The organism is Shinella sp. Sh6, assembly GCF_055392685.1.
In genome coordinates this window covers 3,787,472-3,806,399 of sequence record NZ_AP044005.1, presented here as the reverse complement: position 1 = coordinate 3,806,399, position 18,928 = coordinate 3,787,472, and the positions used below count along the sequence as shown (strand labels likewise).

Annotated in this window: 19 protein-coding genes and 1 pseudogene; 15 read left to right on the top strand and 5 right to left on the bottom strand. The window is 67.3% G+C overall.

Translation table 11 applies throughout. The annotated features are described in order from the left end of the window. Nucleotides 1-6 precede the first annotated feature (6 nt). From queG to ACZ5TO_RS18170, 6 genes are all read left to right on the top strand, one after another. Nucleotides 7-1,152: a tRNA epoxyqueuosine(34) reductase QueG gene (queG, locus tag ACZ5TO_RS18195; protein ID WP_464799088.1), complete on the top strand. Its 1,146-nt coding sequence runs from the start codon at nt 7-9 to the stop codon at nt 1,150-1,152. Further along, on the top strand, nt 1,149-2,024 hold the full coding sequence (locus ACZ5TO_RS18190; RefSeq protein ID WP_464799087.1) for an SDR family oxidoreductase: 876 nt from the start codon (nt 1,149-1,151) through the stop codon (nt 2,022-2,024). The genes queG and ACZ5TO_RS18190 overlap by 4 nt, the downstream gene beginning before the upstream one ends. Before the next feature lie 365 nt (nt 2,025-2,389). Beyond that, nucleotides 2,390-2,749: a septal ring lytic transglycosylase RlpA family protein gene (locus ACZ5TO_RS18185; RefSeq protein WP_184144549.1), complete on the top strand. Its 360-nt coding sequence runs from the start codon at nt 2,390-2,392 to the stop codon at nt 2,747-2,749. A gap of 72 nt (nt 2,750-2,821) precedes the next feature. Continuing rightward, on the top strand, nt 2,822-4,111 hold the full coding sequence (locus ACZ5TO_RS18180; RefSeq protein WP_464799086.1) for an RsmB/NOP family class I SAM-dependent RNA methyltransferase: 1,290 nt from the start codon (nt 2,822-2,824) through the stop codon (nt 4,109-4,111). Between the two features lie 199 nt (nt 4,112-4,310). Beyond that, nucleotides 4,311-5,588 carry an imelysin family protein gene (locus ACZ5TO_RS18175; RefSeq protein ID WP_464799085.1) on the top strand — a complete coding sequence of 426 codons (1,278 nt, stop codon included), beginning with the start codon at nt 4,311-4,313 and terminating at the stop codon, nt 5,586-5,588. A 46-nt stretch (nt 5,589-5,634) separates the two neighbouring features. Then, entirely contained in the window at nt 5,635-7,170 is a 1,536-nt protein-coding gene (locus ACZ5TO_RS18170; protein WP_464799084.1) for a di-heme oxidoreductase family protein, read from the top strand. Between the two features lie 75 nt (nt 7,171-7,245). Here ACZ5TO_RS18170 and ACZ5TO_RS18165 read toward each other — a convergent pair. Then, nucleotides 7,246-7,405: pseudogene (locus tag ACZ5TO_RS18165) on the bottom strand (bifunctional diaminohydroxyphosphoribosylaminopyrimidine deaminase/5-amino-6-(5-phosphoribosylamino)uracil reductase RibD); the annotation flags it as partial. Between ACZ5TO_RS18165 and ACZ5TO_RS18160 the strand changes: the two are divergent. From ACZ5TO_RS18160 to ACZ5TO_RS18125, 8 genes are all read left to right on the top strand, one after another. Beyond that, the gene (locus tag ACZ5TO_RS18160; protein ID WP_464799083.1) at nt 7,377-8,501 is read left to right on the top strand and encodes an imelysin family protein; all 1,125 of its coding nucleotides are present in this window, start codon (nt 7,377-7,379) and stop codon (nt 8,499-8,501) included. The pseudogene ACZ5TO_RS18165 and the gene ACZ5TO_RS18160 overlap by 29 nt on opposite strands. Continuing rightward, nucleotides 8,501-9,604, top strand: a complete 1,104-nt coding sequence (locus ACZ5TO_RS18155; protein WP_464799082.1) for a DUF1513 domain-containing protein — start codon at nt 8,501-8,503, stop codon at nt 9,602-9,604. Before ACZ5TO_RS18160 ends, ACZ5TO_RS18155 begins: the two co-directional genes overlap by 1 nt. A 42-nt stretch (nt 9,605-9,646) precedes the next feature. Beyond that, nucleotides 9,647-10,102, top strand: coding sequence for a TspO/MBR family protein (locus tag ACZ5TO_RS18150; protein WP_464799081.1), 456 nt, complete (start codon nt 9,647-9,649; stop codon nt 10,100-10,102). Nucleotides 10,103-10,194: 92 nt separating this feature from the next. Further along, complete coding sequence (locus tag ACZ5TO_RS18145) at nt 10,195-10,644, top strand: PaaI family thioesterase (RefSeq protein WP_464799080.1); 450 nt, start codon at nt 10,195-10,197, stop codon at nt 10,642-10,644. After that, entirely contained in the window at nt 10,641-11,285 is a 645-nt protein-coding gene (locus ACZ5TO_RS18140; protein WP_464799079.1) for a 5'-methylthioadenosine/S-adenosylhomocysteine nucleosidase, read from the top strand. Before ACZ5TO_RS18145 ends, ACZ5TO_RS18140 begins: the two co-directional genes overlap by 4 nt. 53 nt (nt 11,286-11,338) lie before the next feature. Continuing rightward, on the top strand, nt 11,339-12,901 hold the full coding sequence (gene guaA / locus ACZ5TO_RS18135; protein ID WP_464799078.1) for a glutamine-hydrolyzing GMP synthase: 1,563 nt from the start codon (nt 11,339-11,341) through the stop codon (nt 12,899-12,901). A 141-nt stretch (nt 12,902-13,042) separates the two neighbouring features. Beyond that, entirely contained in the window at nt 13,043-13,348 is a 306-nt protein-coding gene (locus tag ACZ5TO_RS18130) for an antibiotic biosynthesis monooxygenase (RefSeq protein ID WP_464799077.1), read from the top strand. Between the two features lie 25 nt (nt 13,349-13,373). Continuing rightward, a complete protein-coding gene (locus tag ACZ5TO_RS18125) occupies nt 13,374-14,225 on the top strand; it encodes a sigma-70 family RNA polymerase sigma factor (RefSeq protein WP_464799076.1) in 852 nt (283 codons plus the stop codon). A 12-nt stretch (nt 14,226-14,237) separates the two neighbouring features. Here the strand turns inward: ACZ5TO_RS18125 and mbfA are convergent, their stop codons facing one another. Beyond that, a complete protein-coding gene (mbfA, locus tag ACZ5TO_RS18120; protein WP_464799075.1) occupies nt 14,238-15,221 on the bottom strand; it encodes an iron exporter MbfA in 984 nt (327 codons plus the stop codon). Nucleotides 15,222-15,338: 117 nt separating this feature from the next. Between mbfA and ACZ5TO_RS18115 the strand changes: the two genes are divergently transcribed. Continuing rightward, a complete protein-coding gene (locus ACZ5TO_RS18115; RefSeq protein ID WP_464799074.1) occupies nt 15,339-16,163 on the top strand; it encodes a C40 family peptidase in 825 nt (274 codons plus the stop codon). A gap of 7 nt (nt 16,164-16,170) precedes the next feature. On the opposite strand, the gene ACZ5TO_RS18110 is transcribed toward ACZ5TO_RS18115, so the two are convergent. From ACZ5TO_RS18110 to ACZ5TO_RS18100, 3 genes are all read right to left on the bottom strand, one after another. Continuing rightward, on the bottom strand, nt 16,171-16,836 hold the full coding sequence (locus tag ACZ5TO_RS18110; protein ID WP_184144496.1) for a YiaD family glycine zipper/OmpA-like lipoprotein: 666 nt from the start codon (nt 16,834-16,836) through the stop codon (nt 16,171-16,173). A 77-nt stretch (nt 16,837-16,913) separates the two neighbouring features. Beyond that, complete coding sequence (locus tag ACZ5TO_RS18105) at nt 16,914-17,807, bottom strand: EamA family transporter (protein WP_464799073.1); 894 nt, start codon at nt 17,805-17,807, stop codon at nt 16,914-16,916. 94 nt (nt 17,808-17,901) lie between these two features. Further along, entirely contained in the window at nt 17,902-18,927 is a 1,026-nt protein-coding gene (locus ACZ5TO_RS18100) for a histone deacetylase family protein (protein WP_464799072.1), read from the bottom strand. Nucleotide 18,928 lies beyond the last annotated feature (1 nt).

Below are 18,928 nucleotides of genomic sequence, written 5' to 3'. Positions count from 1 at the left end.
GGGGCCATGCCGGGCGACGACAGGCACCGCCGCCGCCTGACGGATTTCCTCAAGGCCGAGGCCGCCGACAAGGGCTTCGACCTCTGTCGCATCACCGGCCCCGATGCCATTCCGCAGGCGCCCGCGCGGCTCGCCGATTTCCTCGCCGCCGACTATCACGGCACGATGGAGTGGATGGCCGAGACCGAGGCCCGCCGGGCCGATCCGCGCGTCCTGTGGAGCGACGTGCGCTCCGTCGTGCTCTTCGGCATGAACTACGGGCCGGAGCACGATCCCCGCGACGTGCTCGCCATGCCGGACCGCGCAGCGATCTCGGTCTATGCGCAGAACCGCGACTATCACGACCTCATCAAGGGCCGGCTCAAGGAAGTGGCGACGCGCTTTGCCGCGCGCGGCGGGGAGGACGTGAAGGTGTTCGTCGACACCGCGCCCGTCATGGAAAAGCCGCTCGCCGCCGCCGCCGGGCTCGGCTGGCAGGGCAAGCACACCAACCTCGTCAGCCGCACGCACGGTTCCTGGCTCTTCCTCGGCAGCCTCTTCACCACCGCCGATCTCCTGCGCGACGAGCCGGAGCGCGACCATTGCGGCTCCTGCAGGGCCTGCCTCGACGCCTGCCCGACCGACGCCTTTCCCGCGCCCTACAAGCTCGATGCGCGGCGCTGCATCTCCTATCTCACCATCGAGCACAAGGGGCCGATCGAACCGCATTTCCGCGAGAAGATCGGCAACCGCATCTACGGCTGCGACGATTGCCTCGCCGCCTGTCCCTGGAACAAGTTCGCGGCCCTTGCCTCCGAAATGAAGCTCGTCGCGCGCGACGACCTGAAGGCGCCGCGGATCGCCGATCTCCTGACGCTCGACGATCCCACCTTCCGCACGCATTTTTCCGGCTCGCCGGTGAAACGCATCGGCCGCGACCGCTTCGTGCGCAACGTGCTGATCGCCGCCGGCAATTCCGGCGACCGCAGCCTCATCGACCCATGCCTCCGCCTTGCCGACGACACCGCGCCGGTGGTGCGTGGCATGGCCGCCTGGGCGCTCTCCCGCCTGATGGAGGCTTCCGAATTCGAGCGATTTGCGGCAGGAAGGGCGGACGACGCGGACGAGGACGTGCGCGCGGAATATGAGCGAGCGAAGGCGAACGGACAATGAAGCACCTCCTGATCCTCGGCGCCGGCTTTTCCGGCAGGGCCATCGGCGAAACCTTCCGGCAGGCCGGCTTTTCCGTCACCGGCACCACGCGCTCTGCCGAGAAAGCGCAGAGCCTCCGCGCCCTCGGCATCGAGCCTGGCCTTTATGACGGCGGCGCGGTTTCGGATGCGCTTGCCGCGGTGATGGCGCGCGCCACGCACGTCGTCCAGTCGATCGCGCCCGGCAAGGACGGCGATCCCCTGTTCCGCGCCGGCGTGCCTGCCCTTGCCACGCTGATGCCGAAGCTCGAATGGGCCGGCTACCTCTCCACCGTCGGCGTCTACGGCGACCACAAGGGCGGCTGGGTGGACGAGGAAACGAAGCTCAATCCCGTCTCCGTCCGCTCCATCGAGCGCGTCGAGGCGGAGAACCACTGGCTCGCCTTCGGCAAGGCCTCGGGCCTTCCCGTCGCGGTGCTGCGCCTTGCCGGCATCTACGGCCCGGGCCGCAACGCCCTGCGCAACATGGAGGAGGGCACCGCGCGCCGCCTCATAAAGAAGGACCAGGTGTTCAACCGCATCCGCGTCGAGGATATCGGCCGCTCGGCGCTCTTCCTCGCCGAGGGCCATCGCGGCGGCGTCTGGAACATCACCGACGACGAGCCCGGCCCGCCGCAGGACGTGGTGGCGGAGGCGGCCCGGCTGATGGGCCAGCCCGTCCCGCCCGACATTCCTTTCGAGACGGCGGAACTTTCTGCCATGGCACGGTCTTTCTACGCGGAGAACAAGCGCGTCTCGAACGCGAAACTGAAGGCTGCGGGCTTCGAATTCCGCTTCCCGAACTATCGCCTCTCGCTCGGCGAGCTCCATGCTTCCGGACGCTGGCGCGGCTGAGGGAGCGAAGGCCGGAGGCTCGGCTTTTGCGATTTGATGCAACCTATGGGATATTTGCCTCATTTTCGCCGCCGAATTCCTGCGCAGTAATTGCTAATATTGAAAGTTTTTTCCGAAAATTTGCACGAATGCCGGATCGCCATTCCACAAAACAAGTTGATCCAGTTTAACGACTGATTCGGAAGAACTTTTCCGGCCTCGTTAACCAACGTTAAAAATCCATCGCGGGCGATGGACTGTATATCCGCGCGGTCCCGGAACGGGATTGCGGCGGGTTGAGGCACGTTTTCGCCATTTTTGCTTCCTCATAGGGCGACCAACACAGCGGAAGTTCACAACTTGCCCGGAAGGTCATCCGATACATGATGCTCAAGCTCTCCAGCCTCGCTCTTGCCTCCCTCATTGCCGCCTCCTCCTCCTTCGTTACCTTTTCCGATGCACAGGCCGCCGGCTGCGGCCGCGCTTCGTGGTATGCGCTGCACTCGCGCACCGCATCGGGCGAACGGATGAACCCGAACCTGCTGACGGCCGCCCACCGCAGCCTGCGCTTCGGCACGAAGCTGAAGGTCACCAACGCGAACAACGGCAAGAGCGTCGTAGTGCGCATCAACGATCGCGGCCCGTTCGTCCGCGGCCGCGTGCTCGATCTTTCCAAGGCCGCCGCCTCCAACATCGGCATGATCCGCTCCGGCCACGCCAAGATCTGCTACGAAGTCATCGGCTGATCCCGAATCTGCCCGCGCCGGCTTGCTCTTCCCGCATTCCGCCGCTACCACGACGCAAAACGGAGTAGACGGATGCGATTGGGTGGGCGGCTCTCGGGGGCCATCGAGGTTCTGACGGATATCGAGACGCGGCGGCGCCCCGTCGCCGATGCGCTCAAGGACTGGGGCCTCTCCCATCGGTTCGCCGGCTCCGGCGACCGCGCCGCCATCGGCAATATCGTCTACGACGCGCTGCGCATGAAACTGTCGCACGCCTTCCTGATGGACGACGACAGCCCCACGGCTCTCGGCTATGCCGTGCTCCTGCGCCAATGGGGCCTTTCGCCGGAAGCGCTTGCCGGCGAGGTCGACGGCGACCGCTTCGCCCCGCCGCCGCTTTCCGAAGACAGGCTCGCCGCCTTCAACGCCCGCACGCTCGATGCGGCCGCGCCCCATGTGCAGGGCGACATTCCCGAATGGGTGCAGCCTTCCTTCGAAGCCAATTTCGGCGATGACTGGCTTACGGAGGCGAAAGCCCTTGCCGGAAGGCCGACGCTCGACCTTCGCGCCAACACGCTGAAGGCAGGCCGCGACAAGGTGCTGAAGGCGCTGGAGCGCAACGGCGCCGTCGCCTCCGCCATCGCCCGCCAGGGCATCCGCATTCCCGCCGGCGAAGGCCCCTCGCGCCTGCCGAACGTCACGGCGGACCTTGCCTTCCAGAAGGGCTGGTTCGAGGTGCAGGACGAGGGCTCGCAGATCGTCGCCGATCTCGTCGTGCCGCAGGAAGGCGACCAGGTGCTCGACTTCTGCGCGGGCGGCGGCGGCAAGACGCTCGCCATGGCCGCGGCGATGCACAACAAGGGCCAGGTCCATGCCTACGACACGGACCGCAAGCGCCTCGCCCCGATCATCGAGCGGCTGAAGCGCGCCGGCACCCGCAACGTGCAGGTCCACGAGGACCTTTCCAGCCTTTCGCCGCTGGCCGGCCGGTTCGACCGCGTGCTGGTCGATGCGCCCTGCACCGGCACCGGCACCTGGCGGCGCCGGCCGGATACCAAATGGCGCCTCACCGAGAAGAACCTCGAGGAGCGCCTTGCCCAGCAGCAGGAAGCGCTTGCCAATGCCAGCGCCTTCGTGCGGCCCGGCGGCACGCTCTTCTACGTCACCTGTTCCATCCTGCCGCAGGAGAACGAGGAGCAGGTGCACGGCTTCTGCAAGGCCAATCCGGACTTTACCCTCCAGCCCGCCACCGAAACCTGGCGGAAGCTCTTCGGCGACGGCACGCCGCAGCCCCGCTCGCGCGACGGCAGCACCGTGACACTGACGCCCGCCTCGACGGACACGGACGGTTTCTTCTTCTGCGCCATGGCGCGCAAGGCCTGATCCTTGCGCCCGCGGAGCGGGAGACCTTGAAACGGTTCTAAACTATACACTTTGACACCAGTTTTTATTTGGTCCATGACAGGGCGCCTGAATTATCCCGAGCCCGGCGCCTGCCGGGCATCCGGACTGCGGCCTGCCTGACGACGGGTTGCGGCGTCCGGTGTCGGGGGGACACGACAACAGGACACCAGGAGACGTCATGACCACTTCCTTCCTTCGCGCCGCAGTCTTTGCGCTTGCGGCCGCGACATCGAGCCTTGCCGTCGGCTCCGCCCACGCGGCAGCCGATCCGGCGGCCATCGTCAAGCACTATGCCGACATCGCCCATGCCAAGTATTCCGACGCGCTCGACGCCGCCAAGGCGCTGGACGCGGCGGTCGATGCCTTCCTCGCCAAGCCGAACGACGACACGCTGAAGGCGGCGCGCGAGGCGTGGCTGAAGTCGCGCGTTCCCTACCAGCAGACGGAAGCCTACCGCTTCGGCAACCCGATCGTCGACGACTGGGAAGGCAAGGTGAACGCCTGGCCGCTGGACGAAGGCCTGATCGACTATGTCGACCCGAGCTACGGCACGGAAAGCGACGAGAACGCCCTGTTCGTCGGCAATGTCATCGCCAATCCGAAGCTGGAGATCGGCGGCAAGACCATCGACGCCACGACGATCACGCCGGAAGTCCTTCAGGAACTGCATGAGGCGGGCGGCGTGGAGGCGAACGTCGCCACCGGCTACCACGCCATCGAATTCCTGCTGTGGGGCCAGGACCTCAACGGCACCGGCCCGGGCGCCGGCAACCGCCCGGCGAGCGACTACGACACGGCCAATTGCACCAACGGCAATTGCGACCGCCGCGCCGCCTACCTGAAGGCCGCGACCTCGCTGCTCGTCTCCGACCTGCAGGACATGGTGACGACCTGGGCGCCGGACGGGGAAGCCGCCAAGACCGTGACCGCCGATCCGAAGGCCGGCATCACCGCCATGCTGACCGGCATGGGCTCGCTCTCCTACGGCGAGCTGGCCGGCGAGCGCATGAAGCTCGGCCTCCTGCTGCACGATCCGGAAGAAGAGCACGATTGCTTCTCCGACAACACGCACAACTCGCACTACTATGACGTCATGGGCATCCAGACCGTCTATACGGGCGAATATACCCGTCCGGACGGCACCAAGATGACCGGCCCGTCGCTCCACGAACTCGTCGCAGAAAAGAACGCCGCGCTCGACAAGGAGATGACGGAAAAGCTCGACGCCAGCCACGCCGCCTTCAAGGCGCTGGTGGACCGCGCCGAAGGGGGCGAGGCCTACGACCAGATGATCGGCGAAGGCAACGAGGAAGGCAACAAGGTCGTCCAGACCGCCATCGACAGCCTGATCGACCAGACCAAGACCATCGAGCGCGTCATCGCGTCGCTCGACCTCGGCAAGATCGAGCTTGAAGGCTCCGACAGCCTGGATAATCCTAACGCTGTCTTCCAATGATAAAAGGCGGGCCGCTGTCCTTTCCGGACGGCGGCCCGGTTCCTCGATGACCGAACGCCCCGCCCGTCGCCTGCTCGCGGTCTCCGCCGCGCTTGCCGTCGCGGCAGGCGTTCTCGGTCTTAGCGCCGCCCAATCCGCCGGCCGCGGGCGCGACGACCTCTCGCCGAAGGACCTGAAGCGCGTTGCGGCCGTCACGAAGCCGGCGACGGATTTCTCCAAGGCCGAGCAGTACGAGGCGATGTCGGCGGGCGCGGCGACCTCGCTTGCCGAAATCGACGTCAACAGCTTCTCCCACTTTTCCGAAAACATCACCTTCGAGGAGCGCGAGACCTTCAAGCTCGGCAATGCGCTGTTCCAGAAGCTGTGGGTCTCCTCGCCCTCCTCCACGCAGGCCTCCGACGGGCTCGGGCCGCTCTACAATGCGCGCGCCTGCCAGTCCTGCCACGTCCGGGACGGTCGCGGCCATCCGCCGGAGGGCGCGGACGACGCGACCTCGATGTTCCTGCGCCTTGCCCGTGCGGCGAAGACGCCCGCGGAAGAGGCGGCCCTCAAGGACTTCACCGCGATGAGCCTGCCGGACCCGGTCTACGGCCGGCAGCTTCAGGACCAGGCCATTCCCGGCCTCAAGGCCGAGGGGCGCATGGCGATCGAGTACAGCGAGGAGCCGGTGACGCTTGCCGGCGGCGAGGTCGTCACGCTGCGACACCCCACCTATTCCGTCGCCGACCTCGCCTTCGGCGCGCTCGACCCCACGACCACCCTCTCGCCGCGCATCACCCAGCCCATGCACGGTCTCGGCCTGATCGAGGCGATCCATCCGGCCGATATCCTCGCGCTCGCCGACCCGGACGATGCGGACGGCGACGGCATCAGCGGTAAGGCCGCGGTCGCCGTCGACCCGGCGACCGGCCGGCAGGCGCTCGGCCGTTTCGGCTGGAAGGCGCAGGCGGCGAGCGTGCGCCAGCAGAGCGCCGAGGCCTTCGCCTTCGACATCGGCATCTCGACGCCGGACGTGCCCCTGCCGCAGGGCGATTGCACGGCGGCCGAGACGGCCTGCATGGAACGGCCGAACGGCGTGCAGGCCCGCCTCGGCGACGGCGAAGCGCCGCCGCCGGTGATGGACCTCGTCACCTTCTATGCGGAAAATCTCGCCGTGCCGGCGCGGCGCAAGGCGAGCTTTCCCGAAACGCTCGCCGGCAAGCGCATCTTCTACGAGACCGGCTGCATTTCCTGCCACCATCCGAAATTCGTGACGCGGCGCGACGCCGCCAACAAGGCCCAGGCCTTCCAGCTCATCTGGCCCTATTCCGATTTCCTGCTGCACGACATGGGCGAGGGCCTCGCCGACGGGCAGACGGTGGGAGTGGCGAGCGGCCGGGAGTGGCGCACGCCGCCGCTCTGGGGTATCGGCCTTACCAAAACCGTCAACGGCCATACGTTCTTCCTGCACGACGGCCGCGCCCGCAACCTCACCGAAGCCATCCTCTGGCATGGCGGCGAGGGACAGGCGGCGCGCGACCGCTTCGCCGCGCTGGAAAAACACGACCGCGACGCCCTACTCACCTTCCTGGAGAGCCTCTGATGACCCGGCGCCTATCCCTCCTCTGCTTCGTCTCCTCCCTTGCAGCCGGTCTTCGGGACAGTGCTCCCCTGAGGCACCCCCCTCTGCCCTGCCGGGCATCTCCCCCTCAGGGGGGGAGATTGGATGGAGCACTGTCCCACCCCTCTTCGACGTCGCGATTTGAGCAAGGTTCCCGCCGCTTGCCGATCTCCCCCCTTGAGGGGGAGATGCCCGGCAGGGCAGAGGGGGGTAAGCTCCGGGTGCATCGCCTTGCCGCTCTCCTCCTCGCCACCGGCTTCGCCATCCCCGCCTTCGCACAGGAGGCAACCCCGCCGGAGCTGACGGACGCCAATGTCGGCGCCGTGATGGCGCAGGCGGTGGACGACGTCATCCGGCCTGGCTACCGCGCCTTCCACGCCTCCGCCGGGGCGCTCGCCAAGGCGACCGCGGCCTTCTGCAAGGCGCCCTCAAAGGACTCGCGCAAGGTGCTGGACGCGGCCTTCCGGCAGGCTGTCACCGACTGGGGCCGCATCGAGATCGTGCGCATCGGCCCGGTGCTCGACGACAACCGCTTCGAGCGCATCCTCTTCTATCCCGACCGCAAGAGCACGGGCCTCAAGCAGGTGCAGGCGCTGCTGCAGCAACCGGACGAGGCCGATACCGACCCCGCCAACATGGCGGGCAAGAGCGTGGCGATCCAAGGGTTCGGCGCGCTCGAATTCGTGCTCTACGGCACCGGCTCCGAAACGCTGATGTCGGCGCCGGAAAGCTTCCGCTGCCGCTACGGCGCGGCCGTCGCGACCCATATCGAGACGACCGCGGGCCAGCTTGCGGCGGCCTGGGACGCGCCGGACGGCGTGCAGCAGGACTGGAAGCATCCCGGCCCGCAGAACCCCGTCTTCCGCACCGGCAAGGAGGCGATGACGGCCCTGCTCGGCATTCTCGTCCACGGCGCGGAGGCGGTGCGCGACCAGCGCATCGAGACCTTCTACCGCAACGGCGGCACGGCGCGGCCGAAATCGGCCGTCTTCTGGCGCTCCGGCAACACATGGACGTCGATCGACGCCAATTTCGAGGGCCTTCAGACCCTGTTCGACAAATCCGGCATCGCCGAATTCGTCGATCCCGGCCACACCTCTCTCAGCGGCAATGTCGACTTCGTGCTGACGGCGCTGCGCAATGTCGTCCGGACCGCCGATCCCGATATCGAGAAAGCCGTCACGACGCCCGCCGAACAGCAGAAGATCGCCTTCCTGCTCGTCAACACGCGCGACCTGATCGTCAGCCTCAACGGCGATTTCGGCGGCGCCATCGGCCTCGGCGCCGGCTTCTCCTTCGCGGACGGCGACTGATGCGAACGACCGCAACGGCAAGCGCCCTCCTCGACCGCCGCGCGTTCCTGCGCATGGCGGGCGCGGCCTGGCTGGCGACGCTCGGCCCGCGCGCCGCCTTCGCGCTCGCCCGCGCCGATGCGGTCTTCGCCTCGGGCTGCATGGACCATGCGGGTCGGTTCGCCATCGCGGTCCTGTCGGAGGACGGCACGGTGATCGACCGAACGCCGCTGCCGGCCCGCAGCCACGGCATGGCGTATTCGCCCGCGACGAACCATCTCGTCGCCTTCGCGCGGCGGCCGGGCACCTTCGCCCTCGTCATCGACCGCAGCGGCAAGGCCGCGCCCGTCACCATCGCCGCCGCCGAGGACCGGCATTTCTTCGGCCACGGCTGCTTTTCGCCGGACGGGCGGCTGCTCTATGCCAGCGAGAACGATTTCGACGCCAATCGCGGCGTGATCGGCCTTTACGACGCCCGCGACGGCTACCGCCGAATCGGCGAATACTCCACCTACGGCATCGGCACGCACGACCTTTCCGTCAGCGACGACGGCCGGCTGCTGATCGCGGCGAACGGCGGCATCGAGACCCATCCGGATTTCGGCCGCACCAAGCTGAACCTCGACCATATGGAGCCGTCGCTCGCCCTTATCGACGCGGCGACGGGCGGGCTCGTCCAGCGGCACGCGCTGCCGGAAAAGCTGCGCCAGCTCTCCACCCGCCATGTCGACCTCGACGAAAAGGGCCGCGTCTGGTTCGCCTGCCAGTACGAGGGGCCGCGCAACGACCTGCCGCCGCTCGTCGGCCATTTCGCAAAGGGCGAGGACCTGACCTTCCTCTCCCTGCCGGAGGAGACCACCATCGGCCTTGCGAACTACGTCGGGGCCATCGCCGTCAACCGGCGCGAGGGGCTGGTCGGCCTCACCTCGCCGAACGGCGGGCGCTTCGTCGTGCTCGATGCCGAAAGCGGCCGCGTCCTTCGCGAGGAGGACGTGCCGGATGCCGCCGGCATCGCCGCCGCGCCGCACGGTTTTGCCGTCTCGTCCTATGAGGGCCGCTTCGCCGGCCGCCGCGAGGATGTGGCGTGGGACCAGCATATCGCCGGGCTTGCACCGCCGCGCTGAGACCGTCTGGACGATCGCACGCGGCGCCCTACCTCTCCGCCCATGCAGAACAGATCCCTCGTCTATCTCGCCTTCATCATCCTCGTTCTCGGCGGCGGCCTTCTCATCGGCGCCAACAATATCCCCGACGAATGGTACGCATCGCTCGCCAAGCCCGCCTTCAACCCGCCGAACTGGGTGTTCGCGCCGGTCTGGAGCATCCTCTACCTCATCATCGGCGTCGTGGGCGCGCGCACCTGGCTCTCCTTCCGCCGCTCCATGGCGATGCGGCTGTGGTTCGCGCAGCTCGTCTTCAACTTCGCCTGGTCGCCGGCCTTCTTCGGCCTGCACGATCCGGCGGCGGCGCTGATCGTCGTGATCGCTCTCGTCGTCTCGGTCGCCGGCTTCATCGCCGCGTCCTGGCGGCAGGACCGGACGGCCGCGCTGCTGTTCCTGCCCTATCTCGCCTGGACGCTCTTCGCGAGCGCGCTCAACATCGCGATTCTTACCTTGAACTGAGGCAAATCCGTCATCGCTCTTGCAGTGCAACATGGAGCATGCAAACCTCCGCGCATGCAATTGCGGCCCTTCGCCGCGACCATGGAAGCACGATGACGGATTTTCCCCCGCCGGATTTCTCCGGCCGTATCGCCAGGAGCTTCGGCAAGCAGGCGGCCATGCGGCTGATCGGCGCCGAGCTCACCCGCATCGAGCACGGCACGGTGGAGATCGAGCTGCCCTTCGACGAGAAGCTGACGCAGCAGCACGGCTTCCTCCACGCGGGCGTCATCTCCGCCGCGCTCGACACGGCCTGCGGCTATGCGGCCTATTCGGTGATCGACGCGGACGCCTCCATCCTCACCATCGAGTTCAAGGTCAACCTCATGTCGCCGGGGCGCGGCGAGCGCTTCCTCTTCCGCGGCGAGGTCACCAAGCCCGGCAGCAACATCATCGTGGCGGACGGGCGCGGCTATGCCATCTCGGACGGCCCCGCCAAGCTGATCGCCTCCATGACCGGCACGATGATGGTCGTGCGCGGCCGGGAGGATATCGCCGGATGAGCTTCACCCTCAAGACCGTCGCAGACAGGCGCATCCTCTATGTCATGGCGGTGGACGCCGAATACGGCCCGCACCTGAAGGCCCGCATCGCGCCCTTCATGACCGGCGTCGGCCCGGTCGAGGCCGCCGTGCAACTGACGCTCGCCCTCTGCCATCTGGAGGCGGGAGGAAACCTTCCCGATTTCGTCGTCTCGCTCGGCTCCGCCGGCTCCGCCACGCTGGAGCAGACCGGCATCTACCAGGCGATTTCCGTCTCCTACCGCGACATGGACGCCTCGCCCCTCGGCTTCACCCGCGGCGCGACACCCTTCCTCGACCTGCCGGCGGAGGTGCCGCTGCCCTTCACCATACCCGGCATTCCAGCGGCGCGCCTTTCGACGGGCGCCAACATCGTCTCCGGCGCGGCCTATGCGGCGATCGACGCCGACATGGTGGACATGGAGACCTACGGGGCGCTCCGCGCCTGCCAGGCCTTCGGCGTTCCGTTCATCGGCCTGCGCGGCATTTCCGACGGCAAGGCGGAGCTCACCCATATCGGCGGCTGGACGGAATATCTCCACGTCATCGACGAGAAGCTCGCCGCCGCCGTCGACAGGCTGGAGGCGGCCGTCGCGGGCGGCGGCATCGTTTCCAACGGCTGAAAATCCGGCAATCCCCCGTTGCGCGCCGCGCGGATATTCTTTAAAGGCTCGCCATGACCCAGACAGCCCATCCCGACAGCGTTCTCATCATCGATTTCGGCAGCCAGGTGACCCAGCTCATCGGGCGGCGCGTGCGCGAAGCCGGCGTCTATTGCGAGATCATCCCCTTCCAGTCGGCGGAGGAAGCCTTCCACCGCATGAAGCCGAAGGCGGTCATCTTCTCCGGCGGCCCAGCCTCGGTGCTTGATCAGGGCAGCCCCCGCGCGCCGCAAGTCGTCTTCGATTCGGGCCTTCCCATCCTCGGCATCTGCTACGGCCAGCAGACGCTCGCCACCCAGCTCGGCGGCACCGTCGAGGGCGGCCATGCCCGCGAGTTCGGCCGCGCCGACGTCGAGATCCTTAAAAGCAGCCCGCTCTTCGACGGCTTCTGGGAGGTCGGCAAGAAATATCCTGTCTGGATGAGCCACGGCGACCGCGTCACCGTCGCGCCGGAAGGCTTCGAGATCATCGGCGTTTCGGAAAACGCCCCCTTCGCCATCTGCGTCAACGAGGCGAAGCGCTACTACACGACCATGTTCCACCCGGAAGTGGTGCATACGCCGGACGGCGCGAAACTCCTCTCCAACTTCGTGCACAAGATCGCCGGCATCAAGGGCGACTGGTCGATGTCCGCCTATCGCGCGCGCGCCGTGGAAGCCATCCGCGAGCAGGTCGGCGACAAGCGCGTCATCTGCGCCCTTTCGGGCGGGGTCGACAGTTCCGTCGCGGCCCTCCTCATCCATGAGGCGGTAGGCAGCCAGCTCACCTGCATCCTCGTCGACCACGGCCTGATGCGCAAGAACGAGGCGGCCGACGTCGTCGCCATGTTCCGCGAGCACTACAACCTCCACCTCATCCATGTGGACGCCGTCGACCGCTTCGTCGGCGAGCTGGAGGGTGTCTCGGACCCCGAGACCAAGCGCAAGATCATCGGCCGCCTGTTCATCGAGGTCTTCGAGGACGAGGCGAAGAAGCTGGGCGGCGCGGACTTCCTCGCCCAGGGCACGCTCTATCCCGACGTCATCGAGAGCGTCTCCTTCACCGGCGGCCCGTCCGTCACGATCAAGTCGCACCACAATGTCGGTGGCCTTCCCGAGCGCATGAACATGAAGCTCGTCGAGCCGCTGCGCGAGCTCTTCAAGGACGAGGTGCGCGTGCTCGGCCGCGAGCTCGGCCTGCCCGAGAGCTTCATCGGCCGTCATCCCTTCCCGGGGCCGGGCCTTGCCATCCGCTGCCCGGGCGGCATCACCCGCGAAAAGCTGGAGATCCTGCGCGAGGCCGACGCCATCTATCTCGACGAGATCCGCAAGGCCGGCCTCTACGACAAGATCTGGCAGGCCTTCGCCGTGCTGCTGCCCGTCCAGACCGTCGGCGTGATGGGCGACGGGCGCACCTACGAATTCGTCTGCGCGCTGCGCGCCGTCACCTCCGTCGACGGCATGACCGCCGACTTCTACCACTACGACATGAACTTCCTCGGCCGCGCCGCCACCCGCATCATTAACGAGGTGCGCGGCATCAACCGCGTCGTCTACGACGTGACAAGCAAGCCGCCGGGCACGATCGAGTGGGAATGATCCCGCATTCCTGACAGGATGACGGCCGCTATTCCTGATAGCGGCCGTTTCTTTCGATACCGTCGAAAAATTTCCGGTCTCGCGATCCGTTTGCGCCCTGAGGATCGTCCCTGGCATATCCGAAACAGAAGGAAGCATGCCATGTCCGATCCCGTTACCCTCATCAACGTGCTGAAGGTCGAGCCCGCAAGGCAGGAGGCGCTGATCGCGCTCCTGAAGGAGAACACCGAGACGGTGATCCGCACGCTGGCCGGCTGGAAGGCGACCCGGCTGATCGCGGCGCGGGACGGCGCCAGCGTCGTCATCCATTCGGAATGGGAGAGCCCTGCCGCCGTCGCGACGATGCGCGAGGATCCGCGCATGAAGGCCTATTTTCCGAGAATCCGCGAACTCGCCAGCCTGGATTCGGTGATGGGGGCGCCGGTCCTCGACATCCGGCACGAATAATGGAAGGCCGCGGCAGGGAGCGGACATGGACGACTTCGAGGATCGCCTGAAAGCGCTGCGGCCGCGCCTTCACCGTTACTGCGCGCGCATGACGGGCTCGGCCGTCAGCGGCGAGGACGTTCTCCAGGACGCCCTCGTCAAGGCGCTTCATGCGCGAAGCCAGGGGGCGGAAGTAGACAATCTCGACGGCTGGCTGTTCCGCATCGCCCACAATGCGAGCCTCGACTTCCTGCGCGGCAGGGCCCGGGCCACGGTCGTCCCCCTCACCGAGGACATGGAGGCCGCCCCCATGCCCGAGGCGGATATCGTCGCGATCGGCTTCCGGACGTTCCTCCGGCTGCCTGAGCTTCAGCGCTGCGCGGTCATCCTGAAGGATGTCCTCGGCCATTCCGTCGAGGAAATCGCCGGCATTGCGGGATGTTCTCCGGCTGCGGCCAAGTCGGCGCTACAGCGCGGGCGCGCCGGGCTGCGGGAACTGGCCGAGGCGCCCGAGGACACGCGATTGCCGCTGATGTCCGATACGGACCGGCGCAGGATCGCCGCCTATGTCGAGCTCTTCCGCAGCGGCGATTTCGACACGATCCGCGCCATGCTGGCCGACGACGTGAAGCTGGACCTGGTGAACCGGCTCCACCTGCAGGGGCGCGACAGGATCGGCTCCTACTTCACGCGCTATGCGCAGGAAACGAAGTGGCGTTTTTCCCTCGGCGCGGTCGAGGGGCGGCCGGCCATGCTGGTCTTCGATGCCGGCGGCCCGATGGCGGCGCCTGCGCATTTCGTGCTGATCGACTGGTCGCAGGAGCGGATCGCCGCAATCCGCGATTTCCTCTTCGCGCCCTATGTGCTGGAAGCAGCGGACTGGGTGCGGCTCGGCTGACCGGGCACCCCGTCAGGCATTGCCGATGAGGATGCCGGCGGCGAGGACCAGGCTGCCGCCGAGGACGACCTGGAGGACGGCGCGCAGGAACGGCGTTTCCATGTAGCGGTTCTGGATGAAGGCGATGGCCCAGAGCTCCACGAAGACGACCATGACGGCGATGGAGGTCGCCAGCATGAAATTCGGGATGAGGTAGGGCAGCGCGTGGCCGAGGCCGCCGAGCGCCGTCATGATGCCCGAGGCAAGGCCGCGCCTTACCGGCGAGCCGCGGCCGGAGAGCTTGCCGTCGTCGTGGGCGGCTTCCGTGAAGCCCATCGAGATGCCCGCGCCGACCGAGGCCGAGAGGCCGACGAGGAAGGTCTGCCAGGTATCCTGCGTGGCGAAGGCGGCGGCGAAGATCGGCGCGAGCGTGGAGACCGAGCCGTCCATGAGGCCGGCAAGGCCGGGCTGCACGTAGGTCAGCACGAACTGCCGGCGCGCCGTCTCGTCCTCATCCGCCTTCACATCCTGCGGCGTGTGCTTTTCGCCGAGCCGCCGTGCGAGCGATTCATGGGACTTTTCCGCAAGGGCGAGGTCGCCGAGCAGCTTGCGCGTCGCCGCGTCCTGCGTGCGGGCGGCCGCCTCCAGATAGAAGCGGTGGGCGGCCGCCTCCATCGCCTCGGCCTGCGCGCGGATCTTTTCGAGCGGCATGTTGCGGATCAGCCAGTCGGGCTTGCGCTCGGGGAAATCGCGGACATATTCGCGCCGGACGAGCGGGATGCGCTCGCCGAAGCGGGCGACATGCCGGTCGATCAGGAGCTGGCGATGGTGGCTCTCCTCCGCCGCCATCTCCTCGAAGACGCGGGCGGAATGGGGATAGGCCTCCCGCAGCGCATCGGCATAGGCAAGGTAGATGCGCCCGTCGTCCTCCTCCGAGGAAATGGCGAGCGCCAGGATCTCCTGTTCGCTCAGGGATTCGAGGCTGCGTTTGCCGGTGCGGGAGAAACGGAAGAACATCGCGGGCTATCCAGTTTAGAATAATTCTAAATATAGGATGGAGCCGCGCATGGTCAACCTCGACAGCAAGCCTTGCGTGCGGTTAGAGTGGCGGCCGATGGATGCAAGGGACGAGACGTGACCGCAGGACTGAAGCCGCTTTCCGCAAGCCGCGACACGCTGCTCGACCGCCTCGGCCGCCGTCTTGCCGACAAGCTGCAGTCCCAGACCTCCGGCTACGAGCCCTATACGCCCTCCGATCCCGAAACGCTGGCGCGCACGCTCAGGCCCGGCGACGTGCTGCTCATCGAGGGCAACCAGAAGGTCTCGGCGGCGATCAAGTACCTCACGCAGTCGACATGGTCCCATGCCGCGCTCTTCGTGGGCGAAGCCGCGCCGCTGACGCTCGACCAGGCCGCGCTTCCGGCAACCGAGCGCCCGCAGCTCATCGAGGTGAATATCGGCGACGGCTGCATCGCCGTGCCGCTCACCAAGTACCGCACCTACAACACGCGCATCTGCCGGCCCATCGGCCTGACGCCGGAGGACCGCGACGCGCTGCTCTCCTTCATGGTCTCGCGGCTCGGGCTCAAATACGACCTGAAGAACATCACGGACATGCTGCGCTATTTCCTGCCGACGCCGCCCGTTCCGGTGCGCTGGCGCCGCCGCCTGATCGCCTTCGGCTCGGGCGACCCGACGCGGGCAATCTGCTCGACGCTGATCGCCGAGGCCTTCCAGACCATCGGCTATCCCGTCCTGCCGAACATCACCTACGCGCCGGGCCACGCCGCGGCGACCTCGACCTATTCACGCGAGGAGATATTGCATATCCGCCATCATTCGCTCTACACGCCGCGCGACTTCGACCTCTCGCCCTATTTCGAGATCGTCAAGCCGACGCTGAAATACGGGTTCGACTACAAGCGGCTGGAATGGGCCCCCGAGCGCGAGGGCCCGTAGAGGACGGTCAGCCCTGGCGCAGCGGCGAGATGGAGATTTCCACGCGCCGGTTCTGCGCACGGCCCATTTCCGTCGCGTTGGAGGCGATCGGCCGCTCGAGGCCGTAGCCCATGGCGGACATGCGCCGCGGATCGACGCCGCGCGAGGCAAGGTAGTTGGCGACCGAGTTGGCGCGGCGGTTGGACAGGTCCATGTTGTAGCCGGCATTGCCGACGGAATCGGTATGGCCATCGACGTCGATCAGCGTCTTGTCGAACTTGCGCAGCACGATGGCGACGGAATCGAGCGTCGGGTAGAAGGGCGGAATGACCTGGTCCTGGTCCGTCGCGAAGGTGACGTTGGACGGCATGTTGAGGACGATGCGGTCGCCGACGCGCGTGACCGAGACGCCCGTGCCCTGGAGTTGCGCGCGCAGCTCGGCTTCCTGGTTGTCCATGTAGTTGCCGATGGCCCCGCCGGCGAGCGCGCCGACACCGGCGCCGATCAGCGCGGCATTGCGGCGCTGCACGGGGTTGTTGCCGATCAGGAGGCCCGCGACGGCGCCCATGCCGGCGCCGATGGCGGCACCCCCGGCCGTGTTGGAGACCTTCTGCTCACCCGTATAGGGATCGGTCGTCGTGCAGGCGGAAAGATAGGCCGCGGCAACGGCGATAAGCGCGCATTTCTTGTACATGAGTGTCCCCGGATCGTTCGATGATTCTGCTTGAACCTAGCGATTGCGGCAGGAACATGAAAGAGGCCGGCCGCGCCCTAGCTTTCCGCCTGCGTACCGGAGGTGACGCCGGCGCTGGCGGCGACCACCAGCCCCGTGCCGAGCATCTGCAGGGGCGTCATCGGCTGGCCGAGCACGAGGAAGCCGGCAAGCGCGCCGAGCGCCGGCTCGAGGCTCATCAGGATGCCGAAGGCGGACATCGGCATGCGGCGCAGCGCAATCATCTCCAGCGCATAGGGAAAGAGCGGCACGAGCAGGGCAAGGCCCAGCATCATCGAAAGCCCTTCCGGGCTCATCGCCTCGGGCGTGCGCGGCAGGCCGAAGGGCGCGGCGACGACGGCCGCGACGATCAGCGACATGGCGAGGCCCTCCAGCCCCCTGAACGCCTTGCCGGCCTGCTTGACGAGGACGATGTAGGTGCCCCAGCCGACGGCGGCAGCGGCGGCGAAGAGCACGCCGACCGGATCGCCGACCCAGCCCTCGCCGTCATGGGAAAGCAGCAGTACGCCCGCGAAGGCCGCGAACGGCCAGACGAGCCGCCACCCGCCGCCGAGCGAGACGGTCGCCACGGCGAGCGGGCCGAGGAACTCGATGGCCACGGCAAGGCCGAGCGGAATGCGCTCGATGGCCGCGAAGAACGAGAGCGTCATCGCCGCCATGGTGACGCCGAGCGTCAGCGCGCTCTTCCACTGTGCACGGCTATAGGAGCGCACCGGCGGGCGCACGATGAGCGCAAGGATCGCCGCGGCCATGACGAGCCGCAGGAAGGTCGTGGCGAAGGGTCCGTAGAGCGCAATCGCCGTCGCGGAGAAGGCCGAGCCGAACTGTACGCTGGACATGGAGCCGAAGCACAGGAGGATGCCTGTGAGGAACCTCGTGTTTCCCGAGCCCGAAAGCCCGCCGCCGCCCGTCGCCGCCTGTTCGTCCGCCATGGAAAATCCTCCGCCCTGCCGTCCTAGAGGAGGGCCCGCCCGGCGGCAAACGGATAATCGTGACGCCTTGCTTCAGGAAAATTGATGCCCGGCCTCAGCCGGCGATGCCCTTCAGCGTGTTGGCGACGTTGAGGCCGATTTCCTCGACGCCGTAGCCGCCTTCCATGACGGTGAGCACCGGCACGCCGCTCGCCGCGACGGCCTTGCCCATCGTCACATAGTCGGGCGAAGTGAGCTTGAAGAAGGAGATCGGGTCCTTCTCGAAGGTATCGACGCCGAGCGACAGCACGATCGCCTCCGCGCCGAAGGTGGCAATGCGCCTCAGCGCATCGACAAGCGCCGCTTCCCAGACGGAATAGGGCGTGCCGGGCGGCATCGGATAGTTCCGCGTCGTGCCCTCGCCCGCGCCCTTGCCGGTCTCCTCCGCATAGCCGAGGAAATGCGGGAAGGCTTCGGCCGGATCGCCGTGGAGGGAGGCGAAATAGACGTCGCCGCGCTCGTAGAAGATATCCTGCGTGCCGTTGCCGTGGTGGAAGTCGACGTCGAGGATCGCGACCTTCCGTGCACCCCTGTCGAGGAAGCGCTGGGCGGCGACGGCCGCATTGTTGATGAAGCAGTAGCCGCCGAAGCTGTCGATGCCGGCATGGTGGCCCGGCGGGCGGCAGAGCGCGAAGGCGGCCTTCGCTCCGTCCGCGACGATGTCGGCCGCCGTCAGCGCAACCTGCATGGAGGAGACGGCCGCCTCCCATGTGCCGGGCGAGATCGCCGTTTCGGACGCGTTGCAATAATAGCCGAGAAGGCCGTCGATCTGGGTGGGGATGCGCGGCGAGGTGCGGCGGACCGGGAAGGAGGTGGCGATGGCCTCGCCCCTGTAGCCGGCGGCTTCCCACAGGCCCCATGCCTTTTCGAGGAAGGAAAGGTAGCCGGCGTCATGCACCTTCAGCGCGGTCTCGAGGCCGTGGCGCTCGGGCGCCGAGACATCCGTGAAGCCCGCCTCGCGCACGGCCGCGAGAATCCATTCGGCGCGGAACGGCGCCTCGAAAGGCGGGACCAGTTCCCCGCCGAAAAGCTCGCTGCGGGCGTTCCTGAGCTTGTGGTCCTCGGAAAAGATGACGCGCATG

Excerpts from the sequence above, each read along its gene's own strand:
- queG (WP_464799088.1), top strand. The coding sequence starts at position 7 with ATGCCGGGCGACGACAGGCACCGCCGCCGCCTGACGGATTTCCTCAAG.
- ACZ5TO_RS18190 (WP_464799087.1), top strand. The coding sequence starts at position 1,149 with ATGAAGCACCTCCTGATCCTCGGCGCCGGCTTTTCCGGCAGGGCCATC.
- ACZ5TO_RS18185 (WP_184144549.1), top strand. The coding sequence starts at position 2,390 with ATGCTCAAGCTCTCCAGCCTCGCTCTTGCCTCCCTCATTGCCGCCTCC.
- ACZ5TO_RS18180 (WP_464799086.1), top strand. The coding sequence starts at position 2,822 with ATGCGATTGGGTGGGCGGCTCTCGGGGGCCATCGAGGTTCTGACGGAT.
- ACZ5TO_RS18175 (WP_464799085.1), top strand. The coding sequence starts at position 4,311 with ATGACCACTTCCTTCCTTCGCGCCGCAGTCTTTGCGCTTGCGGCCGCG.
- ACZ5TO_RS18170 (WP_464799084.1), top strand. The coding sequence starts at position 5,635 with ATGACCGAACGCCCCGCCCGTCGCCTGCTCGCGGTCTCCGCCGCGCTT.
- ACZ5TO_RS18160 (WP_464799083.1), top strand. The coding sequence starts at position 7,377 with ATGCCCGGCAGGGCAGAGGGGGGTAAGCTCCGGGTGCATCGCCTTGCC.
- ACZ5TO_RS18155 (WP_464799082.1), top strand. The coding sequence starts at position 8,501 with ATGCGAACGACCGCAACGGCAAGCGCCCTCCTCGACCGCCGCGCGTTC.
- ACZ5TO_RS18150 (WP_464799081.1), top strand. The coding sequence starts at position 9,647 with ATGCAGAACAGATCCCTCGTCTATCTCGCCTTCATCATCCTCGTTCTC.
- ACZ5TO_RS18145 (WP_464799080.1), top strand. The coding sequence starts at position 10,195 with ATGACGGATTTTCCCCCGCCGGATTTCTCCGGCCGTATCGCCAGGAGC.
- ACZ5TO_RS18140 (WP_464799079.1), top strand. The coding sequence starts at position 10,641 with ATGAGCTTCACCCTCAAGACCGTCGCAGACAGGCGCATCCTCTATGTC.
- guaA (WP_464799078.1), top strand. The coding sequence starts at position 11,339 with ATGACCCAGACAGCCCATCCCGACAGCGTTCTCATCATCGATTTCGGC.
- ACZ5TO_RS18130 (WP_464799077.1), top strand. The coding sequence starts at position 13,043 with ATGTCCGATCCCGTTACCCTCATCAACGTGCTGAAGGTCGAGCCCGCA.
- ACZ5TO_RS18125 (WP_464799076.1), top strand. The coding sequence starts at position 13,374 with ATGGACGACTTCGAGGATCGCCTGAAAGCGCTGCGGCCGCGCCTTCAC.
- mbfA (WP_464799075.1), bottom strand. The coding sequence starts at position 15,221 with ATGTTCTTCCGTTTCTCCCGCACCGGCAAACGCAGCCTCGAATCCCTG.
- ACZ5TO_RS18110 (WP_184144496.1), bottom strand. The coding sequence starts at position 16,836 with ATGTACAAGAAATGCGCGCTTATCGCCGTTGCCGCGGCCTATCTTTCC.
- ACZ5TO_RS18105 (WP_464799073.1), bottom strand. The coding sequence starts at position 17,807 with ATGGCGGACGAACAGGCGGCGACGGGCGGCGGCGGGCTTTCGGGCTCG.
- ACZ5TO_RS18100 (WP_464799072.1), bottom strand. The coding sequence starts at position 18,927 with ATGCGCGTCATCTTTTCCGAGGACCACAAGCTCAGGAACGCCCGCAGC.